This is a genomic window from Rhodoligotrophos defluvii, assembly GCF_005281615.1.
GTDB classification, from domain to species: Bacteria; Pseudomonadota; Alphaproteobacteria; order Rhizobiales; family Im1; genus Rhodoligotrophos; species Rhodoligotrophos defluvii.
In genome coordinates, this window is sequence record NZ_SZZM01000006.1 from 174694 (window position 1) to 192202 (window position 17509).

Genomic DNA, 17509 nt, shown 5'->3' on the forward strand with positions numbered 1-17509 from the left:
AAGCGAAATCCATCACGTAATAAGCTGTGATCTGGTCGATATTTGGGCGCTAAACACTTATGCCCTGATTTCGAGCCCCAACCCCTCGGCCTGATGCACCAGCCATTCCCAGTGGGACAGGGCGAAGGTGCCGGGGATATGCAGGTCGAAGATGTCGCCGTCGCTGGCGCTGCCGGAGAAGTGCAGGAGCACGCCGACGCCGTGCATGATGGTTTGGGCAATGCTGTCGCGGGGGAATACGGCAGGGTGGAGATCGATGGGCACCACTCTGGCTAGGAGGTCCCGGGCCTTGGGGCCGGTGATGCGCACGATGGTGCGGGCATGGGAAAGGTCGGTGACAACGGCCTCTTCCGCCGAGAAGGCCGCCTCGAGCCGTTGGCGCAGATCGGAGGATGCGGGCACCACGAACCACCAGCGCTCCGGGCCCACCTGCAGCACCGTCGTCTGGCCGCTGATACCGATGCGCATGGACGGCGGCATCGCAGTTTGCGCCACCTGCCCGGCCTTGACCGCAACTGCGCTGGCCGTGTCGGGCCAGGCGGTCAGCTGCACGGTGACGAGCCCTCGGCCTTCCGAGAGCACGACGCCCGGTTCGTCCACATTGGCGCCGTGGCGGCCGGCTTTCACATGGCCATCGAGCGCAGACAGGATCTCAGCCACGGAGACGTTCTCCTTCCGGATCGAAGAAATGGGGTGAGACCACCCGCGCCGGCACGACGTCGCCCTTCAGAGGATAGCAGGCATCGACCATGCGCTCGGGCGCCTGGTCATCGCGCCCTCCCGCCACCAGGCCCAGGGCGATGTAGCGCTTGAGCTGCGGGCTGTAGGTGGTGGAGGTGACCCGGCCGAGGCCGAAGCCCGAATGATCGCCATTGTGCACATGGATGATGCTGCCAGGCCGGATGCGCGCGGCGGGATCGACCGGAAGCAGGCCCACGAAGCGCTGGCGCATGGGATCGAGGTAGGCCTCGCGCCGGGCCAGCAGCTTGCCGATATAGGGCTTGGCCTTGCTGGCCATGGCGCCGAGGCCGAGGTCGTCAAGCGTGGTGCGACCGTCGAGCTCCGGCGCCGAGACATGGCCCTTCTCGATGCGCAAGGTGCCCAGGGCCTCGGAGCCGTAAAGCACCAGCCCATGCTTCTCGCCCTTGGCCAGGATGGCATCCCACACGGCCTCGCCAAAGCCCGCCGGCGTATAGACCTCATAGGCCAGCTCGCCGGAGAAGGACAGCCGATGCACGCGCACCGGGATATCGCCGATGAAGCCTTCGCGCATGCCCATGTGGGGCAGGCCTGCATTGGACATGTCGATTTGGGATACCAGGTCCTGCAGCAGCGACCGGGAATTCGGCCCGGCAATGGCAACGCCGGCCCACTGGTCGGTGACCGAGGTGACCGACACCTTGAGGTTCGGCCAGGCGGTCTGCAGTAGGTTTTCGAGGTGGGCCATCACCTTGGCCGCACCGGCGGTGGTGGTGGTCATGAAGTAGTGGTGCTCGGCGATGCGGGTGGTGGTGCCGTCGTCGAACACCACGCCGTCGTCGCGAAGCATCACGCCGTAGCGGCCCTTGCCGACTTCCAGCTTCGACCAGCCGTTCACATAGACCCGGTTCAGGAACTCCGCCGCGTCCGGCCCCTGCACGTCAATCTTGCCGAGGCTGGAGACGTCCACCATGCCGACGGTCGCCCGGGTCTGCTCCGCTTCGCGCTTATAGGCGGCGTTCACATCCTCGCCGGCCTTGGGATAGTACCAGGGCCGCTTCCACAGGCCCACATCGATGAAGGCGGCGCCGATACGCTCGTTCGCCCGGTGGAACGGGGTGCGGCGCACAGGCTTGAAGTGCAGTTCGGTCTCGGCGCCGGCTACTGCGCCCAGGGATACCGGCGTGTAGGGCGGCCGGAAGGTGGTGGTGCCCACATCGTTTATGGGATCTCCCCTGAGGCCCGCCAGAATCGCCAGCCCCGGCACATTGGCGAGCTTGCCCTGATCGGTGGCCATGCCGAGGGTGGTGTAGCGCTTCATGTGCTCCACCGAGACATAGCCTTCCTGGTGGGCCAGCGCCACGTCGGAGGCGGCTACATCGTGCTGGAAGTCGAGGAAGCGCTTGCGGGCGCGCAAGGGCCGCGGCGGCTTCACGTCCCAGACCGGCACGATCGGCTGCTGGGGGGCATCGGCCGGAAGGTCGCCGCCATCGAGCGCCGTGCCGGCCGTATCCGTGGCGAAGCCCAAGCTGGCGGCCGCCTGCTGACCCTTGGCGAAGCCGTCCAGTGCTGCCGCCCGGGCATCGAACTGGCCGTTGCAAGCGCCGGCAAGCCGCATGCCCGGCGCGGTCGGGTGCTCCGGCGGTATCTCGGCCAGGAAGGCGGCGGCCGTCTCGTCGTAACGCGGGCGGATGCCGCGCTGGCTGGCGAGATGCACGGCCGGGTTCCAGCCGCCGGACATGGCGACCACGTCGCAACGGATCTCCTTCCAGCCGTTGTCCGTCTGGCCCGTCTTGGCATCATAGGGCGCGACAAGGGCCTTGCGCACGCTCTTGCCACCGACCACCTGGACGACCGCGTGAGCACCGAGGATTTCGATGCCGGCCGCGCGCGCCTCGGCGGCCAAAGCCTCCGGAAGTTGGTCACGCGCGTCCGCCAGGGTGACGGCGCCAGCGCGGGCGGCATCTATGGCCGTGCGATAGGCGCTGTCGTTATTGGTGAAGACCAGGATGTTGCGGCCGGGCAGCACGCCGTAGCGGTTGACATAGCTGCGCAAGGCGGATGCGAGCATGACCCCCGGCCGGTCGTTATTGCCGAAGCCGATGGGCCGCTCGATGGCGCCGGCGGCAACGACCGCGGCCCGGGATCGCACCGTGATATAGCGGTGCCGCGGCTCGAAGGGTGCAGGCTCGGCCTTGTGGTCGGCCACCCGCTCGACGAGACCGAACACGCCATGGTCGTAGGCGCCGAACACGGTGGTGCGCGGAAGAATGCGCACATTGTTCAAGCCGGCAAGCTCGGCCAGCGCGCGCTCCCGCCAGCGATCGGCCTCGGAGCCTTCCGGCTCGTCCAGCAGCATGCCGCCGAGCACGGGACCCTCGTCGGCCAGCACCACGCGCGCACCCGTACGGCCGGCCGCCAGGGCGGCCGCAAGGCCAGCCGGCCCGCCACCCACCACCAGAACGTCGCAGAACAGGTTCAGCCGCTCGTAGCGGTCGGGGTCGCGCTCGTCCGCCGCAGCACCAAGGCCTGCGGCGCGGCGGATGAAGGGCTCGAACCACATCCACGCCTTCTCGGTGGGGCCCATGAAGGTCTTGTAGTAAAATCCCGCGGCGAGGAAGGGCTTCACCAAGCCATTGACCGCGCCGACATCGAAATCTAGGGATGGCCAGCGGTTCTGGCTGATGGCGGAAAGCCCGTCATAAAGCTCGGCGACCGTTGCCGGGATATTGGGCTCGCGCCGGCCGCCCGCCCTTAGCGTGACGAGCGCGTTGGGTTCGGCTGAGCCGGCGGCCACTACGCCGCGTGGCCGGTGATATTTGAAGCTGCGGCCCATGAGCGTGACGCCATTGGCAAGGAGGGCCGAGGCCAATGTGTCGCCGGGATGTCCCAGATAGGTGCGGCCGTCGAACGTGAAGCTGACGGTTCTGGAACGGTCGATGCGGCCGCCCGCGGGCAGCCTGCCCGGTGCAACGATGCTCATGGCTTCATCCCCGCGACCCTCTTGGGCCGTGCTTCGGCGGGACTCTGCACCTCGGGCAGATCGGCCGGCTTCACCACATCGCGGGCCGGCACCACGCTCGTAACCTGATGAGTCAGCGTGTCGCGGGTGGCGACCAGCCATTGCCGGCAACCATAGAGATGGTGCCAGAACTCCTTATGAGGACCGCGGGGATTGTCGCGCAGATAGACATAGGTGTACCAGCGCTCCATGTCCTCGTCGGCGAGGTCGGGCCGTTCCAGGCTGGCATCGCCGCCATAGGTGAACTCTTCCAGGCTACGCAGGCCGCAATAGGGACAGTTGATCAGCATGGGACTAATTCCTAATGATGTCCCGGCACGGGGCCGGCGCCCTTCTCGTCTATGGGCCGGCCGGTGCGGAAACGGTCGAGCCGGAACTTGGCGGCAACCGGGTGCGGCTCGTCGCGGGCGATGAGATGGGCAAAGCAGAAGCCCGAGCCCGGCACCGCCTTGAAACCGCCATAGCACCAGCCGGTGTTGAGGTAGAGCCCCGGCATGGGGGTCAAGTCGATGATCGGGCTGCCATCCATGCTCATGTCCATGACGCCGGCCCAATGCCGCAGCATTCTGAGACGAGACAGGCGCGGGATGAGGGCCTTGCCCTCGGTGAGCACGTGCTCGACGATGGGCAGGTTGCCGCGCTGGGCATAGGAATTGTAGCCGTCGAGGTCGCCGCCGAACACAAGCGAGCCCTTGTCCGACTGGCTGATATAGAAGTGGCCGGCGCCGAAGGTGATGACGGTGTCGATCAGCGGCTTGATCGACTCGGTGACGAAAGCCTGCAACAGGTGGCTTTCGATGGGCAGCCGCAAGCCCGCCTTCTCCGCGAGCACGCTGGTATGGCCGGCCACGGCCATGGCCACCTTCTTCGCCCGGATGGCCCCACGCGTGGACTCCACGCCGACGATGCGGTCGCCCTCGCGGATGAAGCCGGTGACCTCGCAGTTCTGGATGATGTCCACGCCACGCATGTCGGCCGCGCGGGCATAGCCCCAGGCGACCGCATCATGGCGCGCGGTGCCGCCGCGCCGCTGCACCAGCGCGCCATACACGGGGAAGCGGGCTTTCTCCGAAAAATCGAGATAGGGGAGTTCCTTGCGCACCTCCTCACGGGTGAGGATCTCGGCGTCGATGCCGTTGGAGCGCATGACATTGCCGCGATAGGCAAAGGCGTCGTACTGTGAAGGGGTGTGCGCCAGGTTGAACACGCCGCGGTGCGAGACCATGGCATTGTAGTTGATGTCGTGCGACAGCCCTTCCCACAGCTTCAGGGACAACTCGTAAAACTGGGTGTTGCCATCCATCATGTAGTTGGAGCGGATGATGGTGGTGTTGCGGCCCACATTGCCGCCGCCCAGCCAACCCTTTTCCAGCACGGCCACCTTGGTGAGCCCATGCTCCTTGGCGAGGTAATAGGCGGTGGAGAGGCCATGGCCGCCGCCGCCCACCACGATCACGTCATAGGCCGGCTTGGGTTCGGGATCGCGCCAGGCGCGGCCCCAGCCCTTGTTGCCGAAGAGGCCCTCGCGGATGACGCTCGCAACTGAATAGCGCATGGCCGTGATGTTCCGTTGTTCGCAGCGCGCCGGAGTGCTCGGCTGAAGCGCTGAACGACTTCTAGCAAATCCGGCACAAATGTTCCATACTCAATTTGGTTCGGATCATTTTGCGTGCAAGGAGCGATCGTTGGAGGCTGTGGACCACAGGGCCATTCTCGGCAGGCTGTCCGGCGCGTTTTCCGAGCTGCCGCCGCAGCTTGCCCAGGCGGCGAAGGCGGTGCTCGATGCGCCGGAAGAGGTGGCCATGCATTCCATGCGCAGGTTTGCCGCGCGATTCGGCATCGCGCCGACCACCATGGTTCGCCTTGCCCGGTTTGCCGGTTTCGACAGCTATGACGACTTTCGCCGGCCGTTCCAGGAAGCACTGCGCGGTGGTGGCGGCTTTGCCGATCGCGCGGAGTGGCTGCAGGGCCTGTCGGCAAGCGGCGATATCGGCGCGGTGATCAGCGGCATGGCCGAAGCGAGCCTCAGCAATGTGGAAACGGCCTTCCGCAACGCGGATGCGGCGGTGGTGGCCAAGGCGGCCGATGCGCTGCTCGGCGCGCGGCGGGTGTATGTGGTCGGCATTGGCGGCCTCCAGGGTCTTGCCGCCTATTTCGCCTACGTCACCCGCATGATGCTGCCGGACGTGCGCCTCGCCTCGCCGGCCATGGCCTCCATGGTGGACGAGCTGGCGGGGATCACCGCGCGGGACGTGCTGGTGATCCTCAGTATCGAGCCCTATGCGCGCGAGACCGTGCGCACGGCCGAGCTCGCGGCCAGCCGGCGCAGCCGGGTGATTGCCGTCACCGACAGCCTCGCGTCGCCGATCGCCAAGCCGGCATCGCATCTCCTCATCGTGCCTGCCGCGAGTCCGCAGTTCTTCCCCTCCCAAACGGCTGTGGTCGCGATGCTGGAGACCCTGGTTGCCGCCGTGGTCTCGCGCGGCGACCGCTCGCTGGTGGCACGGATCGAAGCGGTTGACCGGTTCCGCGAGGAGCAGGGCATCTACTGGCGTTCTAGCCGATCCTAACGCCATCGTGTTTTTCCATAGCCAGTGACGCATAGCACGCTTGCGTGTGCGGCGGTCCACAGACGTGGCCGCGCGTGCTAGCCTCTGCGAGCGTGCAAGGCAAGGGAGGACGGATGGCGAGATTACTGGGCAAGGTAGCCCTGGTGACCGGCGCGGGCTCGATCGGCCCGGGATGGGGCAATGGCAAAGCGATTTCCACACTATTCGCCCGCGAAAGCGCCCAGGTCTTCGCGGTCGACATCAACAAGCAGGCGGCCGACGAGACCCGCTCCATCATCGAAGATGAGTGCGGGGTATGCGCGACCTTCGCGGCCGACGTTTCCAAGGCAGAGGATGTGAAGCGCGCAGTCGATGCCTGCATCGCCGCCTTCGGGCGCATCGACATTCTCGTAAACAATGTGGGTGTGGTCCGGCTCGGCAATGTGGTCGAGCTTTCCGAGGAGGAATGGGACCGCGCCAATGAAATCAACCTCAAGAGCGTGTTCCTCACCTGCAAGCATGTGCTGCCGCACATGGCGCGCCAGGGCGCGGGCGCGATCATCAACATCTCGTCCATCGCGGCAATCCGCTATACAGGCGTGCCTTACGCCAGCTACTACGCGACAAAGGGGGCGCTGCTGTCGCTGACCCGGAGCATCGCGCTCGAGTATGCCGCCAAGGGCATTAGAGCGAATTCCATCCTGCCCGGGCTGATGGACACGCCCTTGGTCTATGCCGACGTGGCCGCGGCTTACGATGCGGAGAAAGACCGCGCAGCAATCAAAGCGAAGCGCGACGCCATGTGCCCCACCGGCCGCATGGGAGACGCGTGGGACGTGGCGTATGCGGCCTTGTATCTTGCCTCGGACGAGGCAAAATATGTCACCGGAACAGAGCTCGTGGTGGACGGCGGCATTACGGCCAAATTCGCCTGAGCGGCGCGCTTCACCACTCAGCATAACCCGCAAAAGGAACAATCAGATGGGCTGTATCGTAGGATGGGCGCATTCCCAGTTCGGCAAGCTCGAGGGGCAGGCGCTGGAAGAGATGATCGCGCGGGTGGCGCATGATGCGGTGAAAGACGCCGGCATCGCGTTTTCCGACATCGACGCGATCTATGTGGGCAATTTCGGCGGGTTCGAAAAGCAGAGCTTCCCGGCGGCCTTTGCGCTGGATGCGGACCCGGCCTTGCGCTTCAAGCCCGCGACGCGGGTTGAGAACGCCTGCGCCACCGGCTCGGCCGCGGTGCAGATGGGCCTGAACGAGATCTATGCGAAGAAGAGCCGGTTCGTGCTGGTGGTGGGCGCGGAGAAGATGACGGTCGCCTCGGGTGCGGATATCGGCGATGCGCTTCTGAACGCCTCCTACCGCAAGACCGAAGCCGATACGCCGGGTGGCTTTGCCGGCGTTTTCGCCCGCATCCAGGACCTCTACCAGCAGCGCTATGGCGACCAGTCGGAGGCCACGGCCCGCATTGCCGCCAAGAACCATAAGAATGGGGTTGAGAATCCTTTCGCGCAGATGCGCAAGGATTTCGGCTTCGAATTCTGCAACACGGTGAGCGACAAGAACCCCATCGTGGTGGGCAATATCCGCCGCACCGACTGCTCGCTGGTGTCGGATGGCGCGGCCGCGATCGTGCTGACCGATGTGGAAACGGCCATGCGCATGGCGAAGGCCGTGCATTTCCGCGGCCTGGCCCATGCCCAGGACTACTTGCCCATGGCCAAGCGCGACATCGTGGCCTTCGAGGGCTGCGAGGCGGCGTGGAAAAAGGCGCATGAGCGGGCCGGCACCACGATTAACGACTTGTCCTTCGTCGAGACCCATGACTGCTTCACCATTGCCGAGCTGATCGAGTACGAGGCGATGGGACTGACGCCGCGCGGCCAGGGCGCCCGCGCCATCAACGAGGGTTGGACCGAGAAGGATGGCAAGCTGCCGGTCAATCCGTCGGGCGGCCTCAAGTCGAAAGGCCACCCGATCGGCGCGACGGGCGTTTCCATGCACATCATGGCTTCGCTGCAGCTGCTGGGCCAGGCGGGCGGCATGCAGGTGAAGGACCCGCAGCTTGCGGGCATCTTCAACATGGGTGGCGCGGCGGTGGCCAATTACGTGTCCATTCTCGAGCGCCTGCGCTGATCGGTTTGCCTAACCCTCCTCACAGATCCAAGAGCTTTGGAGAGGAGTCGGGCTTGTTGCACTCAGGCGGTCCGGACGGAGAGGGCTGCTCGGAAGCGCATCAACTTCTTCTTTAACCCTGGATGGCCCGGTCGAGCCGGGCCACGACGATTTTTAAGTAACTTCAATGGCTTATGTCATTGCCGGGCTTGACCCGGCAATCCAGGAGCCATGACCGAAAGCTACTGCCCTGCTTTGCTATTCTCCCCCGGGAGAGATTGGGCATCCCTCCCCTTTTTCATGCTTGACCGGCGCGCCGTGACGCGCTCTTCATTGCGCCATATTTCCGCCACACATGAGAAACGCACCATGCACCCCAGGATCGCGCTCTTCCTCGCCGTCATGTTTTTGGGGCTGGCGGCCAGCCTGGGTCAGGCCCAGCAGCAAAATTCGGCACCGTCGTATGACGCCGTGCAATCGCAGCTGTTCTTCGGGCTGCGCAGCAAGGACGGCACCGGCGTATCGGAGCAGGCCTGGGCCAAGTTCCTGGCGGAGGTGATCACGCCCCGCTTTCCCGACGGGCTGACGGTGCTGAGCGCCTATGGGCAGGGCCGCGCCGGACCGCCATCGCCGGCGCTGACGTCAGCCGAGACAACCAAGCTGCTGGTAGTCGTTCACCCGGACACGGACGAGGCGCGGCAGAAGCTTCAGGAGATCAGGGCGGAGTATGTCCGGCGCTTCAACCAGGACTCCGTATTTCACGTCGAGGTGCCGGCCCGGATCGTCGAGTGACCCTCGTCGGCTGGCTTGAGGTTCACCACGTCCGTGGTCCCGAAGCTTTTCTCGTAAGCCGCGCGCTGGAGCGAGGCGGCCTTGATGGCATTGCGCATGAGGGTGGCGACGGTGACCGGTCCCACCCCGCCCGGCACCGGCGTGATCCAGCCGGCAACCGTGACACAGCTGTCGAAGTCCGCGTCTCCCACCACCTTTGACGTGCCGTCCGGCAGGGTGACCTGATTGATACCGATGTCGATCAGCGCGGCGCCGGGTTTCAGCATCTCCGCAGTGACCAGGCCGGGCTTGCCGACCGCCACGAAAACCGCATCCGCCTGCCGCGAATGGATGGCGAGATTGCGGGTCATGGCGTGGCAGACGGTGACGGTCGCGCCCTCCCCCATGAGCAGGAAGGCTATGGGCTTGCCGACGATCTCGGAATGGCCGATCACCACCACCTCCAGGCCTTCCAGGCTGAGCGGGGTGGTCTTGAGGATTTCGACGGCCGCCACCGCCGTGCAGGGCCCCATGACCAGGTCGTTATAGACGATGTCGCCGATGGACGAGGGGTGCAGGCCTTCCACATCCTTGAAGGGATGCACGGCGCGCTGCACCGCCCGCACCGGGATGTGCCGGGGCAGTGGCCGCTGGATGATGACGCCGCTCACCCGCGGGTCAACGTTGAGGCCGTGGATGATGCCGAGCAGCTCATCGGCACCCATGCCATCGGGATAGAAACGGCTTTCGAACTGGATGCCGACCTTCTCGGCCACGCGCGCCTGGTTGCGAATATAAAGCTCAGCCGGCTTGCTGTCGCCCACGGCGATCGATACGAGCCTGACCGGCCAGCCGCTCTCCTTCAGCGCTTCCGCATCTTGCCGGATGACCTCGTGCATCCTGGCTGCGATCTTCCGCCCATCGAGCAGCTTGTGGGAATAATCGGTCATTTCGGCTCCTCAATATACGAGGCGGCAAAGCGGGACGCTTGGGCCGGCAGTTCCCGAGCATTGTTCCGGGAATGCAAACAAATCATGACGTCGCGCGAAGCGCGTGGGGTGGGATCTTCCCTCGTCGCCCTGGATCACCGGGTCAAGCCCGGTGATGACGTAAATCGTTGAATTGCCAGCTAAAATGCCATGGCATCCAGAGCCAAGGTCTCCGAGTGTTCGATCAACCTAAACCGCAGTCTCCAGCAAGTACGGCTCGGGCAGGCCATTGGCGCGGCAGGTGGCGGTGAGCGTGTTGGCGAGCAGGCAGGCGATGGTCATGGGGCCGACGCCGCCCGGCACGGGGGTGATGGCGCCGGCAACCGCGGAGGCCGAAGCGAAGTCCACGTCACCCACCAGCTTGTGCTTATCGGGTCCCTTTTCCGGCGCCGGCACCCGGTTGATGCCGACATCGATCACCGTGGCGCCCGGCTTGATCCAGTCGCCCTTGATCATCTCCGGGCGGCCGACCGCGGCCACCAGGATATCGGCGCGGCGGCAGATGCCTGGCAGGTCGCGGCTCTTGGAATGGGCGATAGTGACCGTGCAGCTTTCCCCGAGCAGCAGCTGGGCCATGGGCTTGCCCACGATGTTAGAGCGGCCCACAACCACCGCCTCCGAGCCTGCGAGATCACCGAGCGTGTCCTTGAGCAGCATGAGACAGCCGAGCGGCGTGCACGGCACCATGGCCTTCTGGCCGGTCGCCAAAAGGCCGGCGTTCACCACGTGGAAGCCGTCCACGTCCTTCTCCGGACTGATCGCCGCCAGCACCCGATCGGTGTTGATCTGCTTCGGCAAGGGCAGCTGCACCAGGATGCCATTCACCGTGGGGTCGGCATTGAGCTTGGCGACCAGGGCCAGCAGATCGGCTTCCGAAGTCGCAGCACCGAGCTTGTGCTCAAAGGAGGCCATCCCGACCTCCACGGTCTGCTTGGCCTTGGAGCGCACATAGACGGTACTGGCAGGGTCTTCACCCAGCAGCACGACGGCGAGGCCTGGCGTGATGCCATGCTGTGCCTTCAGGGTTGAGACCTCGTCGGCGATCCGTTCCCGCAATCGCTCGGCGAAGGCCTTGCCGTCGATAATCCTGGCGGTCATTCCGAAACTCCGGTCCGGTGTCGTGTCTAGAACAGGCCAACCACCTCGCCGGCCTCGTTGAGGCCGATGACCTCGGCCGCCGGCTTCTTGGGCAGGCCCGGCATGGTCATGATCTCACCGCACACGGCGACGATGAACTCGGCCCCCGCCGCAAGCCTCACCTCGCGCACCGGGACTACGTGGTGCGAGGGTGCGCCACGCAGGTTCGGGTCAGTGGAGAAAGAGTACTGCGTCTTGGCCATGCAGATGGGGAACCGGCCATAGCCGGCCTTCTCGTAGTCGGCGAACTGCGCCCGCACCGCCTTGTCGGCAATAGCGTCCTCCGCACCGTAGATCTCGCGACAGATGGTGCGCACCTTTTCCCACAGCGGCATATCGTCGGGATAAAGGGTGCGGAATTGGGCGTGCTCGCCCTCGGCCAATTCGGCCACCCTGCGCGCCAGCTCCTCGATGCCGGCCGAGCCCTTGCCCCAATGCTCGCAAAGCACGGCTTCCACGCCGAACTCTTTGCAATATTTCTGGATCGCCTCGATCTCGGCCATGGTATCCGAGCCGAAACGATTGATGCCCACCACGGCCGGCACGCCGAACTTGGCCAGATTGCGCAGGTGGCGGCCGAGATTGGCGGCGCCTTTGATCACCGCCTCGACATTCTCCTTGTTCAGGTCTTCCTTGGCAACGCCGCCATGGTGCTTCAGCGCGCGGACCGTTGCCACCACCACCGCGGCCGAGGGTTTTAGCCCGGCCTTGCGGCACTTGACGTCGAAAAACTTCTCCGCGCCGAGGTCGGCGCCGAAGCCTGCCTCGGTCACCACGAAATCGGCGAGCTTCAGCGCGGTCTTGGTGGCGATCACCGAATTGCAGCCATGGGCGATGTTGGCGAAGGGCCCGCCGTGGATGAGGGCCGGGTTGTTCTCCAGGGTCTGCACCAGGTTGGGCTGCATGGCCTGACGTAGCAGCACGGTCATGGCGCCGGCGGCCTTGATGTCGGCGGCAGTGACGGGGCTCTTGTCGCGCCGGTAGCCGATGACGATGTTGCCGAGCCGCCGTTCGAGATCGGCCAGGTCATCGGCGAGGCACAGGATCGCCATCACCTCCGAGGCCACGGTGATGTCGAAGCCCGCCTCACGCGGATAGCCGTTGGCCACCCCGCCCAGGGACGAGACGATGGAGCGCAGGGCGCGGTCGTTCATGTCGATCACGCGGCGATAGGCGATGCGCCGGATGTCGATGTTCTGCTCGTTCCCCCAGTAGATGTGGTTGTCGATCATCGCCGCCAGCAGGTTGTGGGCGGCGGTGATCGCGTGGAAATCGCCGGTGAAGTGGAGGTTGATGTCCTCCATGGGGATGACCTGGGCATAGCCGCCGCCAGCCGCCCCACCCTTCATGCCGAAGCAGGGGCCGAGCGATGGCTCGCGGATGCAGATAATGGCCTTGCGTCCGATGCGGTTGAGGCCATCGCCCAGGCCCACCGTGGTGGTCGTCTTCCCCTCGCCCGCCGGCGTCGGGCTGATGGCCGTGACCAGAATGAGGTGGCCGTTTGGCCGGTCCTTGAGCGAAGCGATGAATCGCTCGGAAATCTTGGCCTTGTCATGGCCGAAGGGCAGCAGGTCGCCTGGCGGGATGCCGAGCTTCTCGCCGATTTCCACGATCGGCTCGGCCTTGGCTGCTCGGGCAATCTCGATATCGCTTTTGACGTCCCCCATACCCTGCGCTCCTCATTTCTCCGCCGTGGCGGATCAGACCAGTTCCTGCACGAGGTGGAGCAACCGCCCCTATCACAAGGGCAGGTGCCTGGAAACAAGTTTCTTGCTAGAGATTATTTTTTACCCTGATTTAACGCACCAGATCAGCTCACCTCGTCCGAGCACGGCCATGTCGCCGACAAAGCGGCCCCATTGGCGCGCCGCCGGCCACAGGTCGGGCTCGATCCCTTTCTGCGCCAGATCGCGCAGCAGCACCTTCAGGAATACGTCATCCGCCTGTCCGGAACCGACAAAGGATGGACTGAGCTGCTCTGGCGCCTGCCCCAGGATGATGCTGCCGCGGCGCATGAGATAGCCGGGCAACGGACCGGCCTTGCCGCCGACGATGAGCGTTCCGGCAATCATGCGGCTGCCGGCATAAGCCCCCGCATGGTCGCCCACCACGATGACGCCGCGCCGCATCCTGTCGCCCGCCCGCTCGCCGGCATTTCCCGCGATACGGAGCAGGCCGCCGCGCATGCCCGCCATCTCGCCCGGTAAGGGGCCACCGGCAAAGTCGCCGGCATCGCCGTGGATATCGATGCGGCCGCCGCGCATGCCGGAACCGGCGAGGCGCCCGGCATTGCCTTCGATGATCAGGTGACCGCCGGACATGAGACGCCCGGCCTGCTGCCCCACGTCGCCCTCGATTATCAAGCTGCCGCCGGTCATGCCATGGCCTACATGGTCGAAGCGATTGCTGCCGCCCAGGAAGCGGATGACTTGAGCGTCGTCCCCGGTGACCTCGAACAGGTCGCCGACCTTGAGCGGGATCCGTGTCGTGCCGATGACGGTGTGCTCGATCTCACGGACCGTCTTTCCGGCGAGCGCCTCCGGGGTGAGGCCGGACAAGTCCACCCGCTGCTCGGGCGCGGATTTCAGGCGGAAGCTGAGGGTCATACCAGCTCCCGCAGGTGGTAGTGGAACTTGCCGAGCTTACCGCCGTAATTGCCGGCGGTGATGCGCATGGGCCCCTTGTGCGGCCCGAGGGCTGCCGCCGCATGGAGGCCGGCCTTCATGGCCTCGCGAACCGCCTGGTCGCTCAAGCCATCAATGACGATCTCCATCACCGCGCCGACCTCATCATCGAGCGCGCTGTTGGTGACGGCGCGCAAGGTGGGGCAGTAAGCATCATTGGTGGAGGCGACCATGCCCCTGTAGCGCGAGCCGATCTTGGAACCGGAACGAACGATGCCGCCGGGAAAGGGCAGGATCACGTCCGGCAGCTTGGAGATGGCCCGTGCTGCGGCTTCGGCCGCCCTGAGAGCGCGCGCGCGGTCGCGCGCCAGGAACAGCAGATTGCCGCCACCCACCGCCGCCTTGGTGAGACCGGTGGTGGCCTCGCACACGAATTCGCCATCCATGACCGGCACGCGCCAATACCGCCGGCCACCAAGTCGCTTCGCGATCTGGAAACCGTCGCCGAAGAAGCGCAGGTTGGCCCCGAGCTTCAAGTGCTCGGCGCCGTCCAAACCCGCATAACAGGCCGAGCCCGGGCTGGTGAGCACGCATTGGCCGATGCGCGCTTCCAGCTGCTTCTGCAGCGCATCGGTCGAAATGGCGAAGAGCAGCACGCGCACGCCGGGGCGGCCGTCGGGCGTCTCATCCGCGCTGACCGGGCGGTCGATGCCGGCCTCGCAGCCACAGCCGATCACCGAGGTGGCAAAGCCGGTCATGGTCACCGCCGCCTGCCGCGCCCAGCGGAGGCTGTCGGCGGTGATGATCACGGCGGTCGCCCGCATGCCGAAGGCCTCGGCGAAGGTGTCGTCGATGGCGACCCCGTTTGTGGCCATCACGTGCTCAGGCATGGCACGCTCTCGAAGGGCTCAGGTGTGCCGACCGCATGCTCGGGCACGGCGAACAGGCGAGCGGAGAGGCCGAAGGTGTCGTCATAGAAGCGCTCGACGCGCGCCGCAGTCTGTCGCGAGACAGGAGGCTCGACGGTGAGCGCACGCCCCGCGATCTGACTGATGACGTCGCCCCGGCGCACCACCAGCGCGCCGCTCTTGAACACCAGCTCCGCCGCGCGAAACATGGCGGCACGATCGCTTTGCGGCCGATAGACCGCGATATCGGCCAGCGCCCCAGGGCCGAGATGGCCACGGTCGGGAAGGCCGAGCAGCTTGGCAGGCGCCGCGCGGGTCATGACGGCGATCTCGTTCAGCGAATATTCCCGGGTGATCGAGGGCAGCGTCGTGCTGGCCAGCGCTGCCTTGGGCAGCCGCGCCATCCATTCCTCGCGCAAGGTGCGGTCCATGAGCAGCGCGAATATTTCGGGGTAGGCGGTGAAGGGCGCGCCATTGGGATGGTCGGTGGTGAAGAACACCCGCCAAGGGTCGTCGATCAGCAGAAACAGCTCCAGGCCGATCGCCCATTGCAGGGCATTCACGGCGTTGGTCGCCTTATAGGTGTAGGGCACCACGCCGCCGCCATCGCCGATGCCGTCCCACAGGCTCCACTTCCGCGGCCGGGCACTGTTGCGCGAGCCGAATTGCAGGATGGTGTCGCAGGAGACGGTGACGGTCTGGCCGAACATCACCTGGCCGACATCCACGGTGACGTTCTTGCGGACGTTCACCGCTTCCGCAATCTTCGCCGCAGCGGAGGTGAAGCGGCGCTTGCCCTCAGCCCCGTAGCTGTAGAACTGGATATGGGCGAAATGCATGGGCACATCGCCCGCCGCATCCATGGTGGCAATCGCCGTGTCCACGGCACCGGGAAGGCCGAGATTGTTGCAGTGGACATGGAGCGGATGCGGCACGCCGAGCGCGCTCACCGCCTGCTGCAGGGCCAGCACGATCTCACGCGAGGTCAGGCCGTAACCGGGCACTTCGTCGTCAAGCGAGAAGGCGCGGACATTGTTCTTGAAGGCCGCGGCACCCCCGGCATTGATGCATTTGACGCCGAGCGCCTTGGTGGCCTGAAGCATATAGGCGACGTAGTCGGCCACCGCGTTGGGCCCTTGGCCGTCGCGCAGCAGCTGCAGCAGGTAGGCGTCATTGCCGAGCACCGCGAGCCCGGCCTTGTCGACAATGGGGATGTCGGCGAATTCCAGGTGCGCATGCAGGGCATGGCTCGGCACGATGGCCGGCTCGATCACGGTGGTGAAGCCCATCTCGGCATAGCGGCAGCCAGTCTCGACCGTGGACCAGCCGGCTTGGCCCAAGGCAGTCTTCGCCGGCCGGCGCGCATGGGCCTTGTGCTGCTGGGGCAGCATTAGGCGTGCGGTATTCACGTTTCCGCCGGCCACGTGGGTGTGGATATCGATGGCGCCGGCCATCACGATGCAGCCGTCCAAGTCCACCGTTTCAGTGGCGCGGGCATCCGGCGGCGGCGCGATGATGCGGTCGTCGTCGATCCAGAGATCGCCGATCTCGTCGCGGCCATTGGCCGGGTCGATGATGCGGCCGCCCTTGAGCCTGATCATGCGGCTGCCTCGATACGGTTCAGAATTGCCGAGACCACCGCCTCTACAGTGGGCAGGCCCGCGGCGGACGGTGCGGATGCGGAAACAGAGGCAAGAGCGCCCGTCTCATTGGAATAGATCACCGCATCATGGTCGCGCCCGGGGATGGCGACCTCGATCAGCACCTGCGGGGCCCTGCGGAACATCGTGCCGGGAGCGGCCACGGCCACCAGTGGCACCTCTGTGTTCCAAGGCGGGGCCACCGGGCGGAAGGCGGAGATCCACAAGGCCGCGTCGGCCTCGCCGCTGTCTACCATGCGCACGGCGTCATAGGCCCAGGGGTCGTGCACCGGCGCGCCCGTGCCGAAGCCGGTGCACATGGGATAGCCGGTGAGCCAGCCGCAGGCCTGGGCAGCGCCGACGCTGTTGTCCGGCCCGCTCAGGGGCAAGCCGGTAAACCGGGTCGCCACATTGAGATCGCGAATGAGCCCGACCAGCATCTCTATGGCCAATTCGGGCAAGCTTTCCGCTGACCACACCATCACGCCATAGCGGGCATTGCGCAGCCGCACGCTCAGCTGATCGAGCGCGGCGGTCTGTTCCGGCGGTCCGGCCACCTTGCGGCCGGCGAGCCGCGCTCTGAGGCCGGCGAGCATGCCGGGCATATCGTCGGCATCGGCTTGCACCACTGCCCTTCCCTCGCCCGCGCAAGCTCTTGCAACATCGGGTGCACCGAGCGCAACGAGCGTTGCGCGCTGGGCTGCAGGGGCAATGTGCTGCAGCATCCCCGGCCAGGCGGTCAGCGTCCCATCGCCGACGAAACAGATGAGGTCCGCGTGCCGCCGCACCTCGCCCGGCGATACCACCATCAAGCCCGTATCCCGCATGACGGAAAGATTGCGGAGCACGCTATCGGCCGCCATGTGGTCGATCGCGCCGCCTAGCCGCTCAGCAAGGCGGAGGCCGGCGCGAATGCCGGCGATGTCGGCGCCGAGGCCTGCCACCACCGGCTGCCGCGCCCTGGCCAGCAACATGGCCGCCGCCGCAACGGCCGCGTCGATCCTGGCCGGCCGGCCCTCCACAAATGCTTCAGCCATTCGTCTACCGGA

15 protein-coding genes are annotated in these 17509 nt (G+C 65.9%); 4 read left to right on the forward strand and 11 right to left on the reverse strand.

Going from position 1 to position 17509, the window contains the following annotated elements; translation table 11 throughout:
• Window positions 1-57 precede the first annotated feature (57 nt).
• Genes E4P09_RS21865 through E4P09_RS21880 form a run of 4 tightly spaced genes read right to left on the reverse strand, consistent with a single transcriptional unit; the run spans window position 58 to window position 5276 of the window.
• Window positions 58-660 (reverse strand): sarcosine oxidase subunit gamma, encoded by a 603-nt coding sequence (locus E4P09_RS21865; protein WP_170984566.1) that lies wholly within the window; start codon window positions 658-660, stop codon window positions 58-60.
• Window positions 653-3682 carry a sarcosine oxidase subunit alpha family protein gene (locus tag E4P09_RS21870; protein ID WP_137391769.1) on the reverse strand — a complete coding sequence of 1010 codons (3030 nt, stop codon included), beginning with the start codon at window positions 3680-3682 and terminating at the stop codon, window positions 653-655. The genes E4P09_RS21865 and E4P09_RS21870 overlap by 8 nt, the downstream gene beginning before the upstream one ends.
• The gene (locus tag E4P09_RS21875) at window positions 3679-4011 is read right to left on the reverse strand and encodes a sarcosine oxidase subunit delta (protein ID WP_137391770.1); all 333 of its coding nucleotides are present in this window, start codon (window positions 4009-4011) and stop codon (window positions 3679-3681) included. The genes E4P09_RS21870 and E4P09_RS21875 overlap by 4 nt, the downstream gene beginning before the upstream one ends.
• Before the next feature lie 11 nt (window positions 4012-4022).
• Window positions 4023-5276, reverse strand: a complete 1254-nt coding sequence (locus tag E4P09_RS21880) for a sarcosine oxidase subunit beta family protein (protein ID WP_137391771.1) — start codon at window positions 5274-5276, stop codon at window positions 4023-4025.
• Between the two features lie 139 nt (window positions 5277-5415).
• Here E4P09_RS21880 and E4P09_RS21885 point away from each other — a divergent pair, with 139 nt between their 5' ends.
• The 4 genes from E4P09_RS21885 to E4P09_RS21900 all read left to right on the forward strand — a co-directional run bounded on the left by E4P09_RS21885 (window position 5416) and on the right by E4P09_RS21900 (window position 9183).
• A complete protein-coding gene (locus E4P09_RS21885; RefSeq protein WP_239025325.1) occupies window positions 5416-6291 on the forward strand; it encodes a MurR/RpiR family transcriptional regulator in 876 nt (291 codons plus the stop codon).
• Between the two features lie 113 nt (window positions 6292-6404).
• Window positions 6405-7205: an SDR family NAD(P)-dependent oxidoreductase gene (locus E4P09_RS21890; protein ID WP_137391773.1), complete on the forward strand. Its 801-nt coding sequence runs from the start codon at window positions 6405-6407 to the stop codon at window positions 7203-7205.
• A gap of 46 nt (window positions 7206-7251) precedes the next feature.
• Window positions 7252-8412, forward strand: a complete 1161-nt coding sequence (locus E4P09_RS21895; protein ID WP_137391774.1) for an acetyl-CoA acetyltransferase — start codon at window positions 7252-7254, stop codon at window positions 8410-8412.
• 348 nt (window positions 8413-8760) lie between these two features.
• Window positions 8761-9183, forward strand: a complete 423-nt coding sequence (locus tag E4P09_RS21900) for a DUF3574 domain-containing protein (protein ID WP_170984568.1) — start codon at window positions 8761-8763, stop codon at window positions 9181-9183.
• Here the strand turns inward: E4P09_RS21900 and E4P09_RS21905 are convergent.
• The 7 genes from E4P09_RS21905 to E4P09_RS21935 all read right to left on the reverse strand — a co-directional run bounded on the left by E4P09_RS21905 (window position 9150) and on the right by E4P09_RS21935 (window position 17497).
• On the reverse strand, window positions 9150-10112 hold the full coding sequence (locus E4P09_RS21905) for a bifunctional 5,10-methylenetetrahydrofolate dehydrogenase/5,10-methenyltetrahydrofolate cyclohydrolase (RefSeq protein WP_137391776.1): 963 nt from the start codon (window positions 10110-10112) through the stop codon (window positions 9150-9152). The genes E4P09_RS21900 and E4P09_RS21905 overlap by 34 nt on opposite strands.
• A gap of 228 nt (window positions 10113-10340) precedes the next feature.
• Window positions 10341-11249, reverse strand: a complete 909-nt coding sequence (folD, locus tag E4P09_RS21910) for a bifunctional methylenetetrahydrofolate dehydrogenase/methenyltetrahydrofolate cyclohydrolase FolD (protein ID WP_137391777.1) — start codon at window positions 11247-11249, stop codon at window positions 10341-10343.
• A 26-nt stretch (window positions 11250-11275) separates the two neighbouring features.
• Window positions 11276-12955: a formate--tetrahydrofolate ligase gene (locus tag E4P09_RS21915; RefSeq protein WP_137391778.1), complete on the reverse strand. Its 1680-nt coding sequence runs from the start codon at window positions 12953-12955 to the stop codon at window positions 11276-11278.
• A gap of 120 nt (window positions 12956-13075) precedes the next feature.
• Complete coding sequence (locus tag E4P09_RS21920; RefSeq protein ID WP_137391779.1) at window positions 13076-13894, reverse strand: formylmethanofuran dehydrogenase subunit C; 819 nt, start codon at window positions 13892-13894, stop codon at window positions 13076-13078.
• Complete coding sequence (gene fhcD / locus E4P09_RS21925; RefSeq protein ID WP_170984569.1) at window positions 13891-14802, reverse strand: formylmethanofuran--tetrahydromethanopterin N-formyltransferase; 912 nt, start codon at window positions 14800-14802, stop codon at window positions 13891-13893. The genes E4P09_RS21920 and fhcD overlap by 4 nt, the downstream gene beginning before the upstream one ends.
• On the reverse strand, window positions 14787-16421 hold the full coding sequence (locus tag E4P09_RS21930) for a formylmethanofuran dehydrogenase subunit A (RefSeq protein WP_137391780.1): 1635 nt from the start codon (window positions 16419-16421) through the stop codon (window positions 14787-14789). Before E4P09_RS21930 ends, fhcD begins: the two co-directional genes overlap by 16 nt.
• The gene (locus tag E4P09_RS21935) at window positions 16418-17497 is read right to left on the reverse strand and encodes a molybdopterin-binding domain-containing protein (protein ID WP_137391781.1); all 1080 of its coding nucleotides are present in this window, start codon (window positions 17495-17497) and stop codon (window positions 16418-16420) included. The genes E4P09_RS21930 and E4P09_RS21935 overlap by 4 nt, the downstream gene beginning before the upstream one ends.
• Window positions 17498-17509: the final 12 nt, after the last annotated feature.